Source organism: Pseudomonas sp. AKS31 (assembly GCF_023634765.1).
In the GTDB taxonomy this organism is placed as follows: domain Bacteria; phylum Pseudomonadota; class Gammaproteobacteria; order Pseudomonadales; family Pseudomonadaceae; genus Aquipseudomonas.
Window position 1 is genome coordinate 161,796 of the sequence record NZ_JAMLFX010000002.1, and the last position, 18,790, is coordinate 180,585.

At 58.2% G+C, this 18,790-nt stretch carries 18 protein-coding genes; 11 read left to right on the forward strand and 7 right to left on the reverse strand.

Going from position 1 to position 18,790, the window contains the following annotated elements; all coding sequences use genetic code 11:
• Positions 1 to 167: 167 nt before the first annotated feature.
• The 3 genes from M9827_RS06880 to M9827_RS06890 all read left to right on the forward strand — a co-directional run bounded on the left by M9827_RS06880 (position 168) and on the right by M9827_RS06890 (position 3,801).
• Positions 168 to 782: a biliverdin-producing heme oxygenase gene (locus M9827_RS06880; RefSeq protein WP_250604526.1), complete on the forward strand. Its 615-nt coding sequence runs from the start codon at positions 168 to 170 to the stop codon at positions 780 to 782.
• A complete protein-coding gene (locus M9827_RS06885; RefSeq protein ID WP_250604527.1) occupies positions 779 to 3,016 on the forward strand; it encodes an ATP-binding protein in 2,238 nt (745 codons plus the stop codon). The genes M9827_RS06880 and M9827_RS06885 overlap by 4 nt, the downstream gene beginning before the upstream one ends.
• Before the next feature lie 197 nt (positions 3,017 to 3,213).
• Positions 3,214 to 3,801 (forward strand): LysE family translocator, encoded by a 588-nt coding sequence (locus M9827_RS06890; RefSeq protein WP_250604529.1) that lies wholly within the window; start codon positions 3,214 to 3,216, stop codon positions 3,799 to 3,801.
• Positions 3,802 to 3,917: 116 nt separating this feature from the next.
• Here M9827_RS06890 and M9827_RS06895 read toward each other — a convergent pair whose 3' ends face one another.
• The 5 genes from M9827_RS06895 to M9827_RS06915 all read right to left on the reverse strand — a co-directional run bounded on the left by M9827_RS06895 (position 3,918) and on the right by M9827_RS06915 (position 7,166).
• Entirely contained in the window at positions 3,918 to 4,226 is a 309-nt protein-coding gene (locus M9827_RS06895) for an antibiotic biosynthesis monooxygenase family protein (protein ID WP_250604531.1), read from the reverse strand.
• A gap of 21 nt (positions 4,227 to 4,247) precedes the next feature.
• Positions 4,248 to 5,231, reverse strand: coding sequence for a zinc-dependent alcohol dehydrogenase family protein (locus M9827_RS06900; protein WP_250604533.1), 984 nt, complete (start codon positions 5,229 to 5,231; stop codon positions 4,248 to 4,250).
• A 61-nt stretch (positions 5,232 to 5,292) separates the two neighbouring features.
• Positions 5,293 to 5,595: an ArsR/SmtB family transcription factor gene (locus M9827_RS06905; protein WP_007910618.1), complete on the reverse strand. Its 303-nt coding sequence runs from the start codon at positions 5,593 to 5,595 to the stop codon at positions 5,293 to 5,295.
• A 198-nt stretch (positions 5,596 to 5,793) separates the two neighbouring features.
• Positions 5,794 to 6,627 (reverse strand): helix-turn-helix transcriptional regulator, encoded by an 834-nt coding sequence (locus tag M9827_RS06910; protein ID WP_250604535.1) that lies wholly within the window; start codon positions 6,625 to 6,627, stop codon positions 5,794 to 5,796.
• A 35-nt stretch (positions 6,628 to 6,662) separates the two neighbouring features.
• On the reverse strand, positions 6,663 to 7,166 hold the full coding sequence (locus M9827_RS06915; RefSeq protein ID WP_250604537.1) for a VOC family protein: 504 nt from the start codon (positions 7,164 to 7,166) through the stop codon (positions 6,663 to 6,665).
• A 148-nt stretch (positions 7,167 to 7,314) separates the two neighbouring features.
• On the opposite strand from M9827_RS06915, the gene M9827_RS06920 reads away from it, so the two are divergent.
• From M9827_RS06920 to M9827_RS06930, 3 genes are all read left to right on the forward strand, one after another.
• Complete coding sequence (locus M9827_RS06920) at positions 7,315 to 8,652, forward strand: XAC2610-related protein (RefSeq protein ID WP_250604539.1); 1,338 nt, start codon at positions 7,315 to 7,317, stop codon at positions 8,650 to 8,652.
• A 433-nt stretch (positions 8,653 to 9,085) separates the two neighbouring features.
• Positions 9,086 to 10,846 carry a hypothetical protein gene (locus M9827_RS06925; RefSeq protein ID WP_250604541.1) on the forward strand — a complete coding sequence of 587 codons (1,761 nt, stop codon included), beginning with the start codon at positions 9,086 to 9,088 and terminating at the stop codon, positions 10,844 to 10,846.
• 45 nt (positions 10,847 to 10,891) lie between these two features.
• Positions 10,892 to 11,707, forward strand: coding sequence for a hypothetical protein (locus M9827_RS06930; RefSeq protein WP_250604543.1), 816 nt, complete (start codon positions 10,892 to 10,894; stop codon positions 11,705 to 11,707).
• 349 nt (positions 11,708 to 12,056) lie between these two features.
• On the opposite strand, the gene M9827_RS06935 is transcribed toward M9827_RS06930, so the two are convergent.
• Positions 12,057 to 12,725: a class I SAM-dependent methyltransferase gene (locus M9827_RS06935; RefSeq protein WP_250604545.1), complete on the reverse strand. Its 669-nt coding sequence runs from the start codon at positions 12,723 to 12,725 to the stop codon at positions 12,057 to 12,059.
• A 176-nt stretch (positions 12,726 to 12,901) separates the two neighbouring features.
• On the opposite strand from M9827_RS06935, the gene M9827_RS06940 reads away from it, so the two are divergent.
• A complete protein-coding gene (locus M9827_RS06940; RefSeq protein ID WP_250604547.1) occupies positions 12,902 to 13,294 on the forward strand; it encodes a GFA family protein in 393 nt (130 codons plus the stop codon).
• Positions 13,295 to 13,405: 111 nt separating this feature from the next.
• Here the strand turns inward: M9827_RS06940 and M9827_RS06945 are convergent, their stop codons facing one another.
• Positions 13,406 to 14,236 carry an alpha/beta fold hydrolase gene (locus M9827_RS06945; RefSeq protein WP_250604549.1) on the reverse strand — a complete coding sequence of 277 codons (831 nt, stop codon included), beginning with the start codon at positions 14,234 to 14,236 and terminating at the stop codon, positions 13,406 to 13,408.
• Between the two features lie 266 nt (positions 14,237 to 14,502).
• On the opposite strand from M9827_RS06945, the gene M9827_RS06950 reads away from it, so the two are divergent.
• From M9827_RS06950 to M9827_RS06965, 4 genes are all read left to right on the forward strand, one after another.
• Positions 14,503 to 14,958 (forward strand): (2Fe-2S)-binding protein, encoded by a 456-nt coding sequence (locus M9827_RS06950; RefSeq protein ID WP_003224136.1) that lies wholly within the window; start codon positions 14,503 to 14,505, stop codon positions 14,956 to 14,958.
• Between the two features lie 22 nt (positions 14,959 to 14,980).
• Positions 14,981 to 17,143, forward strand: a complete 2,163-nt coding sequence (locus tag M9827_RS06955) for a xanthine dehydrogenase family protein molybdopterin-binding subunit (protein ID WP_250604551.1) — start codon at positions 14,981 to 14,983, stop codon at positions 17,141 to 17,143.
• A 1-nt stretch (position 17,144) separates the two neighbouring features.
• Positions 17,145 to 17,723: a hypothetical protein gene (locus tag M9827_RS06960; RefSeq protein WP_250604553.1), complete on the forward strand. Its 579-nt coding sequence runs from the start codon at positions 17,145 to 17,147 to the stop codon at positions 17,721 to 17,723.
• Between the two features lie 61 nt (positions 17,724 to 17,784).
• Positions 17,785 to 18,750, forward strand: a complete 966-nt coding sequence (locus M9827_RS06965; protein WP_250604555.1) for a GGDEF domain-containing protein — start codon at positions 17,785 to 17,787, stop codon at positions 18,748 to 18,750.
• Positions 18,751 to 18,790: the final 40 nt, after the last annotated feature.

The following is an 18,790-nucleotide window of genomic DNA, read 5'->3' on the forward strand; positions in this document are numbered from 1 at the left end:
CGCGGTCGAACTTTTTGCAGATGCCTTCACTCTGAATCAATCAGAGGGTGATGGTTTCGTCAGAAATAACTATCCGGCCGGTCAGAAACCGCGATAGCCGTGTAAAATTTCGCCGACGTTGCACTCACCCCGTTTGGCCCCAGGCGGCCCCACCAAGAGCGATCTACATGCAAGCAAAGGCCCGTGAAGTTTATGTGCCACCGGTGCTGCAAGATCTGCGAGCCGGCACTGCCGAACTGCACATCGCACTGGAAAAACGCCTTCCTTTTTTCTCCGATACCCTCGATACCCAGGCTTTTGTGCGCTTGATGCAGGCTTATTACGGCTTCTATCTGCCGCTGGAAAACGCTCTACTGCGCAGCGGTGTAATGCCTGCCGATTTTGAGCTGGCGCCTCGTCTCAAAGCGCCAACCTTGCGCGCTGATCTGCACGCGCTGGGCGTATCTGCTGACACGCTGCAAAACCTGCCGCAGTGCCAGCCGTTACCGATCATCGACTCAAGTGCAGCCTGCCTTGGCGTGCTCTACGTGCTCGAGGGCGCAACGCTGGGCGGGCAAATCCTGCGCCGCGAAATCTCTTCACGATTAGGCCTGGAAGCCGATAACGGCGCGGCCTTTCTCGATATTTACGGCGCCGCCACGGGCCGGCGCTGGCGCGACTTTATCGAATACCTCGGCAGTCGGCCGATGAGCGCCATTGAGCGCGCCGCTGTCGTCACGGCAGCACAAACCACATTCAGCTGTTTCGAGCGCTGGCTCGAAAGCCGGGAGGTACTGGCATGAACCCGCAAGACAAAGACGCCTTTGAAGAACTGCTGGCCAACTGTGCCGACGAGCCGATTCGTTTCCCCGGTGCGATCCAGCCCCACGGTTTGCTGCTGACCCTGAGCGAGCCTGCATTGGCGATCATTCAGGTCAGCGCCAACGTCGAAACCCTGCTGGCCCGGGAGCCGCAGAGCCTGATCGGCCAGCCACTGGAGCGCCTGCTCGGCGACGCAGAAGCGACACAAGTACGCGAAGCGTTGTTGCACCCGGCGCTCGCCGACGCGCCACCGCTGCACTTCAGACTCAACGGCACCGCGTTCGAGGGTTTGCTGCACCGGCATCAAGGTGTACTGATCCTGGAGCTGGAAATCCACGTGGAAAATTTCCAGCCGCGCAACGTCGCCGGCAATCAAACGCATCTGGGGCGCATGCTCCAGCGTCTGCAAGCGGCCACCACGTTGCAGGCGCTGTATGACATCAGCGTCAAGGAAATCCAGGCCATGACCGGTTACGACCGGGTGCTGATCTACCGTTTCGAGGAGGAGGGCCACGGTCAGGTCATCGCCGAAGCCTCCGACCCGTCGATGGAAGTGTTCAACGGCTTGTTCTTCCCGGCGTCGGACATCCCCGAACAGGCGCGCGAGCTGTATCGCACCAATTGGCTGCGGATCATCCCCAATGCCGATTACCAACCGGTGCCGCTGGTGCCGAAGTTGCGCCCGGACACGAACACGCCGCTGGACCTGAGTTTCGCCACGCTGCGCAGCGTGTCGCCGATCCACTGTCAGTACATGAAGAACATGGGCGTGTTGTCGTCGATGAGCATTTCCCTGCTCAAGGGCGACAAACTGTGGGGCCTGATCAGTTGCGGCAATCGCCAGCCACTGCACGTGCCGCACGAGTTGCGCGCGGCGTGTCAGACCATCGGCCAGGTGCTGTCGCTGCAGATCAGCGCCATGGAAGCGCTGGAAATCAGCCGTCAGCGCGAAGAGAAAGTCGAAGCTTTGGCGCTGCTCAATCAGGCAATGATCGACTCGCCGCAAAATGTCTTCGATGGCCTGGCCAATCAGCCGCAGGCCCTGATGGCGCTGACCAATGCCGGCGGCATTGCAATCATTGAAGACAAACAATTGCATCGCTACGGCAACTGCCCGGAGCCGGACGACATTCGCGCCTTGCACAAATGGCTGCAGGACAGCGGCGAGCCTGTGTTTGCCAGTCATCACCTGGCCAGTGTCTACCCGCCGGCCGCGCAGTATCAGCAGGTGGCCAGCGGTGTGCTTGCCATGAACCTGCCGAAACCGGTGGACAACGGCGTGTTCTGGTTCCGTCCGGAGGTCAAGGAGAACATCAATTGGAGCGGCGATCCACGCAAGCCGCTGGACCTGGAAAACTCCGACGCCGGCCTGCGTTTGCGCCCGCGTACCTCGTTCGAAATCTGGAAAGTCGAGATGGCCGGGATCTCCACCAAGTGGAGCCATGGCGATCTGTTCGCGGCCAACGATCTGCGCCGTTCGGCGCTGGAAAACGATCTGGCCCGGCAGGTGCGCCGTGAGCAGGAGGCGGTGCGTGCCCGCGACGAACTGGTGGCAGTGGTTTCCCACGATCTGCGCAACCCGATGACGGTGATCTCGATGCTTTGCGGCATGATGCAGAAGGCCTTCAGCTCGGACGGCCCGCACACTTCGCGGCGCATTTCTACGGCCATCGACACCATGCAACAGGCTGCGGGACGCATGAACACGCTGCTGGAGGACTTGCTCGACACCTCGAAAATCGACGCCGGGCGCTACTCCATCACCCCGCAGAAACTCGACGTCGGGCAGATGTTCGAGGAGGCGCAGGCGCTGCTCGCGCCGCTGGCGCTGGACAAGGACATCAGCATTTCCTTCGCCGCCGAACCCGATCTGCGTATCCATGCCGACCCCGAGCGGCTGTTCCAGGTGCTGTCCAATCTGGTCGGCAACGCGATCAAGTTCACCCCGCGCCTGGGCACGGTCGGCGTACATGCCACGTCTGTCGGCGATGAAATCGTCTTCACCGTACGCGACAGCGGCGAGGGGATTCCCAAGGAGCATCTGCCGCACGTGTTCGACCGCTACTGGACGGTGAAAGAGGGCAACCCGACCGGTACCGGTCTGGGCTTGTACATCACTCAAGGCATCGTCGAAGCCCATGGCGGGCGGATCTTCGCCGAGAGCGAACCAGGGCAGGGCAGCGAGTTCCGCTTCACCGTGCCGCGTCTGGACTGAGCGTAGATTTTAATGTGGGAGCGAGCCTGCTCGCGAAAGCGGTGGGTCATTCAAAGTCGCGTTGACTGAACTGACGCATTCGCGAGCAGGCTCGCTCCCACAGGGGATTTGTGTCGTCAGGGGCATTTTCTTCAATACCGAGGACAGGGTGCTCGCTACCGTGAGCACCTTGTTCCTCGATTTGAAGCAGGTGTGCGATGAGTCTGATTGTTTCGATGGCGGCGTTCGCGCTGGCGGCATCCATCACGCCGGGGCCGGTGAATATCGTGGCGTTGAGTGTCGGGGCGCAGTTCGGCTTTCGCGCCAGTCAACGGCATGTCGCCGGGGCCACGTTAGGGTTTGTGTTGCTGCTGGTGCTGATGGGGCTGGGTTTGCACGAGGTGCTGAAACTCTGGCCGTTCATGACCCGGGTGGTGCAACTGGCCGGCGTGGCGTTTCTGTTGTTCATGGCCTGGAAACTGGCCACCGATGATGGGCAATTGAATACGCGTGAGTCAGGGCGGGCGCCGTCGATGCTGTATGGCGCAGTGATGCAATGGCTCAACCCGAAAGCCTGGCTGGCCTGCGTCGCTGGCATGGGCGCGTTTGTCGCCGATGGCGACGCACGGCTGGTGTGGCAGTTTGCGGCGGTGTATCTGGTGATCTGTTATCTGTCGGTCGGCTGCTGGGCGTATGCCGGGACGTTTCTGCGTGGGTATCTGAGCAACGCGGCGGGGATGCGCTGGTTCAATCGGAGCATGGCGGGGTTGTTGGCGCTCAGCGCGATCTACCTGTTGTTCACATGACCCTGTGGGAGCGAGCCTGCTCGCGAATGCTGTGTGTCAGCCACTGGATATGCCGGCTGAACCACCGCTTTCGCGAGCAGCCTCGCTCCCACATTGATCGGCGTCACTGCCAGAGACTAGTTGAACGGCTGCGCAAAAGCGCCGCCCTCAATGTGATACACCTTCGGCTCTTCGGCAAAATATTCCTCCAGCCCCAGCATGAACAACCGATGGTCCTCACTCGCTTCAAACCCCGGCGTGTGATCCTCAAGTGATTGCCAGCGCACAATCAAATTGAACACCTCCGGCGTTTCAATTCCCTGCGCAAGCAAGTGCCCGCCGTAACCCTTGGCGCGCCTGAGCAGTGGCTCGACCTCGGCAAATGCTTGGCGGAAGGCTTCGGTTTTCCCTATGTGAACGGGCAGTAAAGCGATCTCATAAATCATGGTGTTCTCCTTGCGCTGAGTTCAGCGATTGGCGAGTTCGGAAGATGGCGCGACAGCAATCGCGATCTTCCCTTGAACACCATTGTTGGGCGTCTCCAGCAAGGCATGGGCGAGGCCGATGTCGGCCAGCGCATAGACCGCGCCAATGTGCGGGCGCAACTGCCCGTTCGCGATCAATGCGCTCAACTCATCGAGTTTGCCGCGGTTCTGCCGGGTGAACACGAAGTGATAACTGGCGTTCTTGCCCCAAGCCTGAATCAGGTTCTGTGGTTGGGCGATGTCGACAATCGACACCACGCGGCCCAGTTGTGCGAGGGCGTCGGCGCTACGTGCCAAGGTGTTGCCGCCGATGGTGTCGAACACCACATCGACACCGCGGCCGTCGGTTTCGCGCAGGATCGCGTCAACGTAATCCTCTTTTTCGTAATCAATCAGCACATCGGCGCCCATTCGTTGTGCGAACTCGAAATTGCCTTCACGCACGGTGGTGAACACCTTCGCGCCGATGGCTTTGGCCAACTGAATCGCAATGTGCCCGACACCGCCCGCGCCGCCGTGGACCAGAATGCTCTCGCCGACTCTGAGCGCCGCCCGCACGACCAGCGCTTCCCACGCCGTTCCGCCAACCAGGCTCAGGCTGGCCGCTTCAAGGTGACTCAGCGCGGGCGGCTTCTTGCCAATAATATTTTCGGCCGCGACGTGGTACTCGGCATAACTGCCTGGACCGCCAAAAATTTGCGGGGTGTACCAGACTTCGTCACCCGGCACGAACGCCTTCACCCCCGGCCCGACGGCTTCGACAACGCCGGAGACGTCATGCCCGGTGATGGCTGGAAGTGGTACCAGATCGGCGTAGTCGCCGCGGCGAACCTGATAATCCAGCGGATTGATGGAGGTGGCATGAACCCGCACCAGCACTTCTCCTGCGTGTGGCACTGGCTTGGGTACGTCGCAAAGTTCGAACGAATCCGCGCCACCAAATGATGTAAGGATCATGGCTTTCATTGCATTTCCTCGTTTCGGCAAAAAGGGATATCGGGAATTCTCGATATCTTGGGGCAAAAAATTACAGCTCGCTGCCGATGATCTCGGCCAGCGCGCTGATCGCTGCTTCGTTGCGTTTGTAGTAAGTCCACTGGCCGATACGCCTGACTTCGACCAGGCCGGCGCGTTGCAGCGTCGCCAGATAATCGGAAACCGTCGACTGCGACAGCCCGACGCCTTCCTGAATACTGCTGACGCAAACGCCCACCGTGTGCACGTCACCCTCATCCTGGGGAGGAAAGTGTTTCTCGGGATCCTTCAAGCCTTTGAGGATTTCCAGGCGTGTACGGTTCGAGAGGGCTTTGAAGATTTCGAGTAGGTCCATGCCGCGAAGATATCGGAATTTACCGATATGTCAATATCTCAATTCGAAGGTCATCAGCCGATGATGCTGGCATTTGACTTTGTGGGAGCGAGCCTGCTCGCGAATGCAGTGGCACAGTCAATATCCCGGTGACTGATACACCGCTTTCGCGAGCAGGCTCGCTCCCACAGGGGGCAGTGTTGAGTTTCAGATGAGGTGTCAGCCGCGATATTGGCCGGGTGTCGCGGCGAGATGCTGTTTGAACGCTCGCTGAAAATGCGCCTGATCGGCAAACCCTGCTTCCAGTGCCACGTCCGCGATCAACTCGCCGCTACGCAGACGCTCACGGGCGAACTGGATGCGCTGGTTGACCAGAAACGCGTGGGGCGTCATGCCGTAGTGCTGTTTGAAGGCACGGATCAGGTACGACGGTGACAGCTGCGCGGCGGCGCAGATGTCGTCGAGGTTCAGCACTTCGGTGCAGTGTTCGCGAATGAAATCGGCAACGCGTTCCAGTTTGAAATTCGGCTCGCGCAGAGAGGGGCCGGCGGGGTTCAAACGCAGTTGCAGGTCGCTGAAAAACTCCACCGCCGCGCTCTGCTTGCGCAGCACATCCTGTTGCGGGTCGACCAACGTTTGATACAGCCCGTTCAGTTCGTTGAACAGCGCAGTGTCATCAAGGTGTGTGGTGGAAAAACGCCGAAACTCAAGATCACCGGCAAAGCCCAACTGATGCTGCAAATCCGTTAGCCATGGCGTTTCCACGTAGAGCATCACGTACGACCAAGGCTGGTCATCGATCGGATTACACGCATGTACATCGCCGGGATTCATCAGCACCACGGTGCCCGCCGCGACCTCGAACTGCGCCTGCTCATGCACATAGGTGCTGCGCCCGGCGGTGATCGCGCCGATGGAAAAATGCGCGTGGGAATGCCGCGCATAGCAGACCTCGCGGCCATCGGCGATGGCCCGTGCTTCAATGAATGGCAGCGCCGCGTCGCGCCAGAAACGCGGGGCTTTTTCAGGTTGCTTGGCGGCAGCGTGTTTCATCGTTGTTATTCCCGGCAGGCCAGGGCACCAGTGTATTAGTTCTGGCCGGCAAACGCCCGTTCCAGTTCGGCAATGTCGAGCTTTTTCATCTGGAACATCGCCTGCATGGCGCGCTGCGATTTGCTTGTGTCGGCATCCAGCATCATGTGCATGAACGCCACCGGCACGATCTGCCACGACACGCCAAACTTGTCCTTGAGCCAGCCACATTGTTGGGCTTCGACTGGGCCACCCTCGGACAGGTTGCCCCAGAAATGGTCGACTTCTTCCTGATTCTGGCAATTGACCTGAAACGAAATCGCCTCGCTGAACGTGAACATCGGCCCACCGTTAAGGCCGGTAAAGGTCAGGCCATCGAGTTCGAAACTGACGGTCATCACCGCACCCTCCGGCTTGCCATGAAATTCCTGACCGACCTTGCTGTAGTGAGTCAGGCCGGTGATTTTCGCGTGATCGAAGATCGAGCAATAGAACTTCGCAGCGGCTTCGGCCTGATCGTCGAACCACAGGCAAGGGGTGAGTTTCTGAAAGCGTTGCATGGCAGTCATCCTCGGCAGGTTAGACAGCTGGATTTACAGCGTAGTCAGTCCTTGGTCGATTGCCGGTGCCGTAGATCGACAAGTGCGTGGCCATTCAATTGTCGATAGACTTGCCGCCCCTGATTTTGCCGCAAGGACGCCCCGCATCATGGTTGCCCCACGTTCACTGTTTTTTGTCTGCCTGTTCGCGACGGCATCGGCCAGCGCGGCTCCGCTGAGCTGCCAGTTGCAGGATCCGGCGCAGAAATACCTCATCGACGTGCAGGTCGAGCAAGCGCCAACAGACAGTTTCGATCCGGTGGCGGCACAGATCATCCTGCGCGACAAAGCCAGCGGCGAGGTGCTGCAAAAGATTGCCACCGCAGACGCTGCCGAACTGCTCACGACTGACGGCGCGGAGCAGAGCTTGCATTGCGACAATCAGCGTCTGTTGGTATTCGGCGACTTCAATTTCGACGATCAGCAGGATCTGGCCGTGCGTAATGGTAATGACGGTGGTTATGCCGCCGCCTCGTACGACGTTTACCTGGCTGATTCGAGCAATCCCGTGCTGATGCCGAACAAGGAATTCTCCGCACTGACCCGTGAGCCGAACCTGGGCATGTTTGAGGTCGATACAGCCGGCAAACGCCTGGTCACCCAATCAAAAAGCGGTTGCTGCTGGCGCCAGCGTGCGGGCTGGCAGGTGCAGGACAACCGGCCGGTGCGCGTGGCGGAAACCACCGAAGTGGCGCAAGCGCCGTCCGAAGCTAATCCATTCATGCCCAAAGGCTATACCGAAATCACCCAGCGCGATTTGCGCGGCAGTCAGTGGGTCGAGCAACGGCGTTTCGTAGGACCTGAGGGTGAGGCGCCCGTGATGTTGCGCGGCAAACTCGACGACAAGATTGCATTCGAGTTGTGGTGGCAAATGCAGGGCGCCGTCTACGTCGGCCAAGTGCGCTACACCGGCGGCAATGGCAAACCCATTCGCCTGGTGGGCGAACCTTACGACGATGGCGCTGTTGCCCTGCATGAGATCAGTGACGAGGGCGCGATCACGGGCAACTGGTTCATCGCCGGTGAACCCGATGAGAACGGCTTTCAGGGCGGGACGTGGCACAGCGGTGACCGCTCATATTCCTTTGACGCGCGGCCGACCGCGTTCCATATAGCGCCGCAGAAACTCGCCGCGGTGGCGGCAGATCAGCGCGAAGGGCGTTACGTCATGGCGACCGATGATCAGCGTTCGGCGTGGCTGATGTTGAAGATCATGCGCGACCCGCAAGGAAACGAAATAGCTTCCCTGCAAATGGCGGCAACGCAGCCGGACAAACCGGCCACTCAGGTGAGTGACCAATGGCCATTGCTGGCAGGCAATCTGCTGATCGCGCAGAAAAAAATCACTGAACCGCTTTACCGCGCGCGTCTGCTCGACGGTGCTGTCTGGGTGGAAGCGTATGGCGAGTACGACGCTTTGCGCGGCACCTATCTGAAACAGCCGTGAGTCGCGCGCGATCTCAGAAGTCCCACCGCGCGGTCAGTGGCAGGCTGCGCGGTTCGCCATAGAATCCGGTGCCGAAGTTGCCGAAGTTGCCGAAGCTGGTGTAGTGGGGTCCGACTCTGCTGACAATCGGTTATGTGATGCGCCTGCTGTCGCAATACTTCTTCCGCGCTCTGGTCAGCGCACGATCCTGTAGGAGTGTTCCGACCGAAGATTCGGCAAACACCTGGAAACCTGTGGAAGCTGGCAGTCCAGCCCCACAATGATTGGCCGTGTGTCCACATTCTGTGGTGACGAAACCCTGCAGGAATGGTGATTCCTGGAAGCTTTGTGCGGCAATGGCAAATTAATGGCAAAAAAGATTGGGAATTTTGGACACCGACGATTTCGCGATCTAGCCTTGGAACAATTACATCCAGCCAGGGACGGTTCGCTCATGCAAAGCTCCGTAGGATTACGCTCTTGCTTATTAGCCATACTGATACTCGGCGGTTGCACGAATCAACTGCCTCAAGAATGGCCTGAGAAATCCGATCCTGTCGTTCAAAACAGACCAACGCAACCCTTGACCCTTCCCATCATGCTGTTGGCTGACACCCAATTTCACGAAAGCAGGGGCACCGCCAGTCGATACTGGTCTCTTGCTGGAGACGAATTTGTTCCCGTAACGATTCGCACCGGTCAACAAGTCATAGGTGCCGGAGACCTTCTGCTCAGGGCTCTACAACAAGGCAGTCAGTACCCTTTGGCGTTGCATCTGGGGGACGGAATGGATGTGTCTTGCCAGACCGAGTGGGCACTCTTTAACGAGGTGATGCGCCAAGGCAGAGGGCACCCATCGTCGACCTCCTGGTTATTCACACCAGGTAATCACGATGGCTATCTTGTCGGTAACTTTTATCCCGGTAGAAAAGGCCTGTACAGGGAAGACTATTGGTCCAACGTATGCAACGTAGGCAGAAGCTATACGAAGGGTAAACCAAGTCACGATCGGATGCCGAAAGAGTTGGTCGTTAACGAGTATATAAATGCACTGAAGGGAAAGGCCTTTGGAAGTAAAAATCCCCAAAGCGACAGTTTTTGTCTGGAAAATAACAGGCTTTGCGTTGCCTATCGAATAGCATTCCGACCATGGGAGTCTTACATTGTTCAGTTAGTGAAATTACCAGCAGCCGACGCCACGCAAAAAAATATTTATGCGGTGTTGCTGGATACATCTGACTACCCTAAGCGCCCTTATATCAATTTTTCCGGTCCGGTAGCAGGCGTGGATGCGGGCATTTCGACCGAGCAAATCGACACTGTCATACGGCTTGTATCGAAGTTGCCTGAGTCTTCAAGGTTTTTTCTGGCGGGACATCATGCTTTCAAGGACTGGAAGTTTGCAGAGTGGGACAAGGCAAAGGCAGACAAGTTTGTCGCCCTCAACTCCAACAAGCATTCACTGGGCTTCATCATCACCGCTCATACCCACGAAGGAGGCTGGTATGAGCACCAATTGAATCAAACTATTCTCAAGGAGTTGAACACCGGAAGTTTGGCAGACGCACCACTTTATTTCAGGACTCTGGTATTTGAACAGGGTGAAAACGGTGCGATCGATGTCGTGTCGGATCGTTTTTTACTGGAAAGAAAACCACTTCCCTACTGTGCTGAGTACCACACGCCGGCGGACGGCAGTGGTTATTCCGTTAATGATCAACAGTCAGAAAACGAAAGGCTTTCCTCCGCACCTGCACTGCTCCGGCGTACCGGGGCGATGTTTCGGGCAGTTGGTCATTTTTTTGCCTTTTGGAAAGCCAAGCATGCCGAGTTAAAACCGCAACTCCTGGCTTATGCCGACGTGGTTGAAGCAACTATTCCCGAACAGACATCTTTCACCTATTACCCTTTCAGCTCTTCCTACGCCCTGACTATTTCAGGGGGGGGAATTCTAGCCGCTCATCTTCGTAGCCTTGCTAACTGCAATCATCCGGAACAATGCTCTGTCCAACAAAAAGGTAACTTGCTTTACGGTCTGGAGAAATATTTCTGGTTTTCGGATACTCCGGTCGCAGAGAAGAATGCCGCGCATGCTAGGAGATATTGTGCGGCATTAGTGAGTGCGCAAGAGGCAGGGAAAGGATCCGCCGTTGTTGCTGAAGTCATAAAGGACACTGTTACAAACAGAAGGTCGTTATCCTCATTTGAGCGTTGAAGCTGGCTGTACGCGTCACCTAACCTACTGTCGAGGTATACAAGAATGAAAGTGCTACTGCTGCCGATGGTTTACGCGCTCTTGGTGTCAGGGTGCAGCTGGTTCAACGACGTAAAGCAGTACGATGGATATGCTGTAAAGTCTGTAGATAAAGATGTCTTGAATAATTATGTGGATATCAAAGGGTTGTTGGTTACCACCGAATTGATCCCTGAGCAGTGCTTTGTCAGCCCGCTTGATAGTTCTTGGACAGATACATGCGGTGCTGCGAGAAATAGCGGCATTTCCGCGTTGATGCTGGCGTCCGAGACGCTTTGTGTCGAGCATCGAAAAACGATATACGGCAACGATGCAGCCTTCAATATCACGGCGGGGACGTTCACAAATTTATTTGCCGGTGCTTCCACCGTGGCAACCGCTCAGACCGGAAAAACCATTCTGTCTGCCCTGGCGCTGCTGTCCAATGCCGAGCGATCCCTGGTTAACGAAACGATATACAAGCAGATGTTGATAACTAGCGTAGACAAAAAAATAGTAGAACTTCGAGAGGGAAAAGCTGAGGAGATTTATACCAGTCTGGAGTCGAAGGATGCCAATGCCTATTCTGTCAATCGTGCACTGTTGGATTTCTACCGGTTTCATGACTCCTGCTCGTTCATGGACGGGCTTAGAGTCGCATTGGCGGAAGGCACAAATGAAAGTACATCGCATAAACTGGATCGTTTAAAAAATAATCTTGTCTTGTTGGCAAGAGAAGTTGAAGTTCAATGTAAAGGGGGCGCTGATACTGTTGTATGCAAAGAAACCGAGGATCGATTCAAAGCTTTATCTGGAAACGTAAAAACGATGGAAGCACAGTGATCAGACACAAAGAACTTTCTTTTGCCTTGATTTCATTGAAATTGATGATAAATAGGCACATTGATCCTGTCTCCGACAGGTGTGCGGAAATGTCCGTTTCGAAGAGAGGGGCCTTATTGAGTGGGGATCTGTCACTGTCCCGTTGCCGTGAACACCACGGAGCACCATTGATATATCGGCGATATCCCCGGAGGCGGCACCGAAGCGTTGTGGTGGGCGAGCACAATCATATTCCTCACTGGGAGCGAGACTGAACTGGTCAAAAGCGGTGAGTCAGTCTGCCGATATTGACTGACAGCTTGCTTTCGCGAGCAGGCTCACTCCTGCAAGGTGCATGTTATGCCCGCAGTTAGCGGCGCTCAGCCACCATCAGCAGAGACTGCGGCACCGGGCTTTGTGGGTGTTGTGGCTCTTGCAAAATCGTCAGCTGAAACCCGGCCATGTCCAGCGCATTCAGCCAGCTCGACAGCGTTCGAAAATACCAGGGCATCGGTTGCCATTGACCTGTGAAACCGGCGAAATTTTCCTCCCGCCAACCATCCTGATAATCGCCCCCCGCCACGGTCCAGGGGTGCAGTGTCTGGATCACCAATGCACCGCCCGGATTGAGCATGGCGTTCATCGCGGCAAGCAGCGGGATGATGTCCTGATGCAGCAATGAGAAATTGGCGCAGATCACATCGTAGTCGCAGCCAATGTCGACCAGTGCTTCGACCAGTGCTGCATAGCTCGCGACATGCACCTGCGCCGTCCCCGCCAGACGCGCCGCTTCGACCAGCCGCGGATCGCCATCCACACCGACAGCTTCAATCCCCCGATCTGCCAGCGCCCGCAACAACCAGCCTTCGCCGCAGCCAAGATCCAGCACACGTTGCGGCTGACGGCCCATGATCGCCCACAGAATGGCCTGATCGGTGACCTGCTGGCGGCTTTCGATGGCGCCGCTGCGGATCACTTCGATCCAGGCATCAGCGTTGTGATGCCAGCTCTGTAACAGGGTGGATTCGGGGGAGGGCATGTCGGTGTCCGCCGTATTGAAAAACCATAGTATGGACGCCGTGGCATGCTGTCGCTGGATTCAGAATCGCGGTAGCGGAGGGGGCCACCAAATCCCTCTACCTCCCGGAGAGAGTTAGGGTGAGGGCTGCCGATCTGGAGGATCTATAGTTTCAAGCCCTGAAGAGGAGGTACTACATGAATCGATTGACTGGCGGTTGCCTGTGCGGCGATGTCCGTTTCAAAGTGACCGGTCAACCCTACCGCGTCGGCATTTGTCACTGCCTCGACTGTCGCAAACGCCACGGTGCGCTGTTCGGCACGTCGGCAATATTCCCCGAGGAGGCGTTGAATGTTACTGGAGAAACCCGTGATTACAACGGGCGCTTTTTCTGCCCGCGCTGCGGCTCGCCGGTGTTCACACGTTCGGCAGATGAAGTCGAAGTCAATGTCGGTTCGCTGGATGAACCGAACCTGTTCAAACCCACTTATGAACTCTGGACCATTCGCCGCGAGTCGTGGCTACCGGCGCTGCCATTGGCTCACCACTACGAGCGTGATCGTGAAAACACTGGCCGAACCGAAGATTAATTGCAGCCCACAATCTGCCTGTGTAGGAGCTGCGGAACGCTGCGATCTTTTGACGTTGATTTTCAAGGCGCAAAATCAAAGGATCGCAGCGTTCCGCAGCTTCTACATTGTTCAGCCGCGAATAAAGGCTAACAGATCCGCGTTGATCGTCTCCGCCTCCGTCGTCGGCATCCCGTGCGGAAACCCCGGATACGACTTCAGCGAGCCATTGGGCAGCAACTTCGCCGACAACGGCCCAGAGTTCGCATACGGCACAATCTGGTCATCCTCGCCATGCATCACCAGCACCGGCACGGTGACCTTCTTCAGGTCTTCAGTGAAATCCGTCTGCGAAAACGCGACGATCCCGTCGTAATGCGCCTTCGCGCCACCGATCATGCCCTGACGCCACCAGTTGGCAATGATCCCCTCCGAAGGTGTGGCCCCCGGCCGGTTGTAGCCATAAAACGGCCCTGTCGGGATATCGCGATAGAACTGAGCCCGGTTCGCCGCCAGTTGCGCCTGAAAATCATCGAACACCGACTTCGGCAGACCACCCGGATTGCTCTCGGTCTGCACCATCAACGGTGGCACGGCACTGATCAACACACCTTTGGCGACGTTGGCCTGACCATGCCGGGCGATGTAATGAATCACCTCACCGCCACCGGTCGAGTGGCCGACATGCACCACGTTCTTCAGGCCCAGATGATTAACCACTGCCAGCGTATCGTCGGCGTAATGATCCATATCGTGGCCATCCCAGACCTGACTCGAACGCCCATGCCCACGCCGATCATGGGCAACCACCCGAAAGCCCTTGCCGAGAAAGAACAGCATCTGCGCATCCCAATCGTCCGAACTGAGCGGCCAGCCGTGGTGGAAGTGAATCACCGGCGCGTCTTTCGGGCCCCAGTCCTTGTAGAAGATTTCGACGCCGTCTTTGCTGGTGACAAATCCCATGTTCGCTACTCCAGAACAATGTGATGGGTAACCCGCGCAGTCAGCGCGGACCGGTTTGATTCATGGCGAGTTTTCCACTGCGATGGCTCGGTGAGAGCCGTTATCAACTGTAGGATTAAAGTCGACATCTGCATGACCGGTGGTCGCAACGTCTGGCTTGAAGCGCAAATTAGGCTTTGCTGAAAGGGATAAGCCGAGGCGCGCACAGGCTTTGCTGGCCACAGCGGCGCCCCTTCAGAACACCGTGAGTCTGAGGAAGTCCCCCGATGCTGACCTTGAATATCAATGGCAAGGATCAAGAGCTTGATGTCCCCGCGGACATGCCGTTGCTCTGGGTTCTGCGCGATGTCGCGCACCTGACCGGTACCAAATTCGGCTGCGGCATGGCCCAGTGCGGGGCCTGCACCGTACACGTTGACGGGGCGCCGTTGCGCGCCTGCATCACGCCCGCGACCGCCGTGGCCCATGGGCAGAAAATCCTCACCATCGAAGGCCTGTCCACCGACGGCTCGCACCCGGTGCAACAAGCCTGGGCCGAACTCGACGTGGTGCAGTGCGGTTACTGCCAGTCGGGGCAGATCATGTCTGCGGCGGCGCTCCTGGCGAAAATCCCCAAACCCACCGACAGCGATATCGATCAGGCGCTCTCCGGCAACATCTGCCGTTGCGGCACCTATCCACGGATCCGCGCCGCTGTGAAGCGTGCGTCGGAAATCGGCTGATGGCTTTTGTGGGAGGTAGACGATGAACAGTCCTGTATCGCGTCGGGGTTTTCTCAAGGGCAGCGCCGTGTTGGGCGGCGGTTTGGTGGTGGCATTTGTCGTCCCCGGCGGCCACAAGTTTGCCTATGCGGCGGAGAATGAAGGCAAGGTGTTTGCGCCGAATGCATTCTTGCGGATTGCGGCGGACAACAGCGTCACCGTGCTGCTCGGGCATTCGGAGATGGGCCAGGGCATCTGGACCGGCCTGACCATGTTGATTGCCGAGGAGCTGGACGCCGATTGGTCGAAAATCCGCGTTGAACATTCACCGGCGTCGGCGGCGGATTACGGCATGCCCGCGTTTGGCGGCATGCAGATTACCGGCGGCTCGACGTCAACGTGGATGGAGTTCGACCGTTATCGGCTGGCGGGCGCGACGGCGCGGCAGATGCTGGTGGAGGCGGCGGCGAAACGCTTTGAAGTGGCGCCGTCGGCGATTCGCACCGAATCGGGTGTGGTGATCGCTGGCGATAAACGGGCGACTTACGGCGAGCTGGCGGATGCCGCCGGGCAACTGCCAGTGCCGGATCCGAAGTCGATCACTTTCAAGGAAGCCAAGGACTGGAAGGTCATCGGCAAACCGACCAAACGCCTCGACACCCCGGAGAAAATCACCGGCCGCGCCAAGTTCGGCATGGACGTGCAGTTTGAAGGCCTGATGACCGCAATGGTCGCGCGCTCACCGGTATTCGGTGCCACTGTTAAATCTTTCGAAGGCGCTGAAGCGCTGGCGGTGCCCGGTGTGCACAAAGTGGTGCAGGTACCGACGGGCGTCGCAGTGATTGCCGAGCATTACTGGGCGGCGAAACTGGGGAGGGATGCGCTGAAGGTTGATTGGGATCTTGGCCCGCATGCAGACCTGAGCAGCGAGAAACTGCTGGCGAGCTTCCGCAAACTGGCCGCAACGCAAGGCACGTCGGCCAGTCAGGCTGGAGATGCCAAGGGCAGTTTCGGCAAAGCGGCGAAGAAGATCGATGTTGAGTACAGCGTTCCCTATCTGGCCCACGCGCCGATGGAACCGCTCAATTGCACGGTGAAAATCAGCGCGGAAAAGTGCGAGATCTGGACCGGCACACAATTCCAGACGCTGGACCAAATGGTCGCGGGCAAGATCACTGGCCTGAAGCCCGAGCAGGTCGAGATTCACACCGAATTCCTGGGTGGCGGTTTTGGGCGCCGGGCAAATCCGACGTCTGACTTCGTCGCCGAAGCGGTGCAAGTGGCGAAAGCCGCCGCCATGCCGGTGAAAACCGTATGGTCTCGTGAGGATGACATTCGCGGCGGTTACTACCGCTCAATGTTCCTGCATCAGGCGAAGATCGGTCTGGGTGCGGATGGTTTGCCGTCGAGCTGGCAGCACGTGCTGGTCGGGCAGTCGATCATGACCGGCACGTTGATGGAGGCGACGATGGTCAAGAACGGCATCGACCCGACTTCGGTCGAAGGCGTTTCAGACAGCCCTTACGTCAAAGGCCTGGCCAACCACCAGGTTGATCTGCATTCGCCGCAGACCGGAATCAACGTGCTGTGGCTGCGCTCGGTGGGCCATAGCCATACCGGTTTTGTCATGGAATCGCTGATCGATGAAATGGCCACGGCGGCGGGCAAGGATCCGGTGGAGTACCGACGGACCTTGCTCAAGGATCATCCTCGGCATTTGGGCGTGCTCAATCTGGCGGTGGAAAAAGCCAACTGGAAAGCGCCATTGCCGGACGGCCATGCGCTGGGCGTTGCGGTGCACGAGTCGTTCGGCAGTTATGTGGCGCAGGTGGCGGAAGTGTCGCAGGACAATCTGGCGATTCGCGTGCATCGCGTCGTTTGCGCTGTGGACTGCGGGATCGCGGTGAACCCGCAGAGCATCGCCGCGCAGATGGAGTCGTGCATCACCTTCGGCCTGGGCATGGCCCTGCACAGCAAACTGACGCTCAAGGACGGCGCGGTCGTGCAGTCCAACTATCACGACTATCAGGTGCTGCGGCTCAACGAGATGCCGGTGGTGGAAGTGCACATCGTGCCCAGCAGCGACAAACCCGGCGGCATCGGCGAGGCCGGTGTGCCGCCAACCGCACCAGCCGTGGCCAACGCGGTGTTCGCCCTGACCGGGCAACGCCTGCGCGAGTTGCCGCTGCAACTGTCGGGGGTGTGAGATGAAGCGACATCTAGTGTTGGGCACGGTGGTTCTACTGGGGCTGGGCGGTTATGCCTCGGATCTGTTCGCCGATGATCAGGAAGCCTTGAAAGCCTTCACCACGGTACAGAAAGTCTTCCAGAGTCCGCGCTGCCAGAATTGCCACATTCCCGGTGATGCGCCGTTGCAGTTCGACGCCGGCATCCCCCATGCGATGAACGTGGTGCGCGGCATGGACGGCAAGGGTGCGGCCGGTTTGCCCTGTGCAACCTGTCACGCAGAAAACAATCCGCCGGCCAGTTACGGCCCGAATGCACCGCCGGGCGCGCCGCACTGGAGCCTGCCGCCGGCGGCGCACAAAATGGCCTGGATCGGCCTGCCGCCGGACAAACTCTGCGCAATGATCAAGGATCGTTCGAGCAACGGCGATCGCGATTTCGCCGCGCTGATCAAACACGTCAGCGAAGACAAACTGGTGCTGTGGGGCTGGAATCCCGGGGCAGGGCGTGCGCCGGTGCCGGTGCCGCACGATATTTTTGTCACGCAATTCAAGCTCTGGGCCGACGCGGGCGGGCCGTGCCCGGTGGCGGGGATCTGATGAGAACCCCTCGGCGAATTAGCGCTACGCTTAACAGCATTGTTGCCAATGGAGTGTGCTGATGCTGGTTCCAGGAAAACCTGCGAATGAAACCGCGCGGGTTCAAGCGCTGCAAGGTCTCGAACTGCTCGATTCCGCCCCTGAAGAGCGTTTCGACCGACTGACACGCTTGGCGAAACGCTTGTTCAATGTGCCGATTGCACTGGTGACGCTGGTCGACAGCAATCGGCAGTGGTTCAAGTCGTGTGTGGGGCTTGATATCAATGAAACGTCGAGGGATATCTCGTTCTGCGGCCACGCGATTCTTAACGATGGTCTGCTGTTGGTGCCGGACGCCCGCGAGGATGTGCGCTTCCATGACAACCCGCTGGTGACGGGGGCGCCGAACATTCGCTTCTATGCCGGTTACCCGCTGACCGTGCCCAATGGCAACAAAATGGGCACGCTGTGCCTGATCGACACCAAGCCCCGCGACCTCGACGAGGAAGAGCGCGCGTTGTTGCGGGATCTGGCGGAAATGGCCGAGCAAGAACTGGCCGCTGTGCAGATCGCGAGCATGGATGAGTTGACCTTGCTGTCCAATCGCCGTGGTTTCAAGCAACTGGCACAGCATGCGCTGGACGCCTGCGCGCGGATAAAGCGGCCGGCGACCTTGCTGTTTTTCGACCTCAATGACTTCAAACAGATCAACGACCTGTATGGCCATGCCGAGGGCGACAGCGCGCTGAAGACCTTTGCCGACGTGCTGCGCATCGCCTTTCGCGAGAGTGATGTGGTCGGGCGTTTGGGCGGTGATGAGTTTGTCGCGTTGCTGACCGGCTCCAGCCATGTCGAAACCACCACGATCATGGCGCGCCTCAAGGATATTCTCGAAGAGCGCAATGCCACGTTGCACCGTGGCTACGCGATTCGCTTCAGCGTCGGCCAGATCGAATACGACGCTGAGCGCCATGAGACCGTGGATCGGCTGCTGGCGGATGCCGACAGCGCGATGTACGTGCACAAGCAGGCCTTGAAGCGTTGTTGATTCGGACCTCATCGCTGGCAAGCCAGCTCCCACTGGGATC

Excerpts from the sequence above, each read along its gene's own strand:
- M9827_RS06880 (WP_250604526.1), top strand. The coding sequence starts at position 168 with ATGCAAGCAAAGGCCCGTGAAGTTTATGTGCCACCGGTGCTGCAAGAT.
- M9827_RS06885 (WP_250604527.1), top strand. The coding sequence starts at position 779 with ATGAACCCGCAAGACAAAGACGCCTTTGAAGAACTGCTGGCCAACTGT.
- M9827_RS06890 (WP_250604529.1), top strand. The coding sequence starts at position 3,214 with ATGAGTCTGATTGTTTCGATGGCGGCGTTCGCGCTGGCGGCATCCATC.
- M9827_RS06895 (WP_250604531.1), bottom strand. The coding sequence starts at position 4,226 with ATGATTTATGAGATCGCTTTACTGCCCGTTCACATAGGGAAAACCGAA.
- M9827_RS06900 (WP_250604533.1), bottom strand. The coding sequence starts at position 5,231 with ATGAAAGCCATGATCCTTACATCATTTGGTGGCGCGGATTCGTTCGAA.
- M9827_RS06905 (WP_007910618.1), bottom strand. The coding sequence starts at position 5,595 with ATGGACCTACTCGAAATCTTCAAAGCCCTCTCGAACCGTACACGCCTG.
- M9827_RS06910 (WP_250604535.1), bottom strand. The coding sequence starts at position 6,627 with ATGAAACACGCTGCCGCCAAGCAACCTGAAAAAGCCCCGCGTTTCTGG.
- M9827_RS06915 (WP_250604537.1), bottom strand. The coding sequence starts at position 7,166 with ATGCAACGCTTTCAGAAACTCACCCCTTGCCTGTGGTTCGACGATCAG.
- M9827_RS06920 (WP_250604539.1), top strand. The coding sequence starts at position 7,315 with ATGGTTGCCCCACGTTCACTGTTTTTTGTCTGCCTGTTCGCGACGGCA.
- M9827_RS06925 (WP_250604541.1), top strand. The coding sequence starts at position 9,086 with ATGCAAAGCTCCGTAGGATTACGCTCTTGCTTATTAGCCATACTGATA.
- M9827_RS06930 (WP_250604543.1), top strand. The coding sequence starts at position 10,892 with ATGAAAGTGCTACTGCTGCCGATGGTTTACGCGCTCTTGGTGTCAGGG.
- M9827_RS06935 (WP_250604545.1), bottom strand. The coding sequence starts at position 12,725 with ATGCCCTCCCCCGAATCCACCCTGTTACAGAGCTGGCATCACAACGCT.
- M9827_RS06940 (WP_250604547.1), top strand. The coding sequence starts at position 12,902 with ATGAATCGATTGACTGGCGGTTGCCTGTGCGGCGATGTCCGTTTCAAA.
- M9827_RS06945 (WP_250604549.1), bottom strand. The coding sequence starts at position 14,236 with ATGGGATTTGTCACCAGCAAAGACGGCGTCGAAATCTTCTACAAGGAC.
- M9827_RS06950 (WP_003224136.1), top strand. The coding sequence starts at position 14,503 with ATGCTGACCTTGAATATCAATGGCAAGGATCAAGAGCTTGATGTCCCC.
- M9827_RS06955 (WP_250604551.1), top strand. The coding sequence starts at position 14,981 with ATGAACAGTCCTGTATCGCGTCGGGGTTTTCTCAAGGGCAGCGCCGTG.
- M9827_RS06960 (WP_250604553.1), top strand. The coding sequence starts at position 17,145 with ATGAAGCGACATCTAGTGTTGGGCACGGTGGTTCTACTGGGGCTGGGC.
- M9827_RS06965 (WP_250604555.1), top strand. The coding sequence starts at position 17,785 with ATGCTGGTTCCAGGAAAACCTGCGAATGAAACCGCGCGGGTTCAAGCG.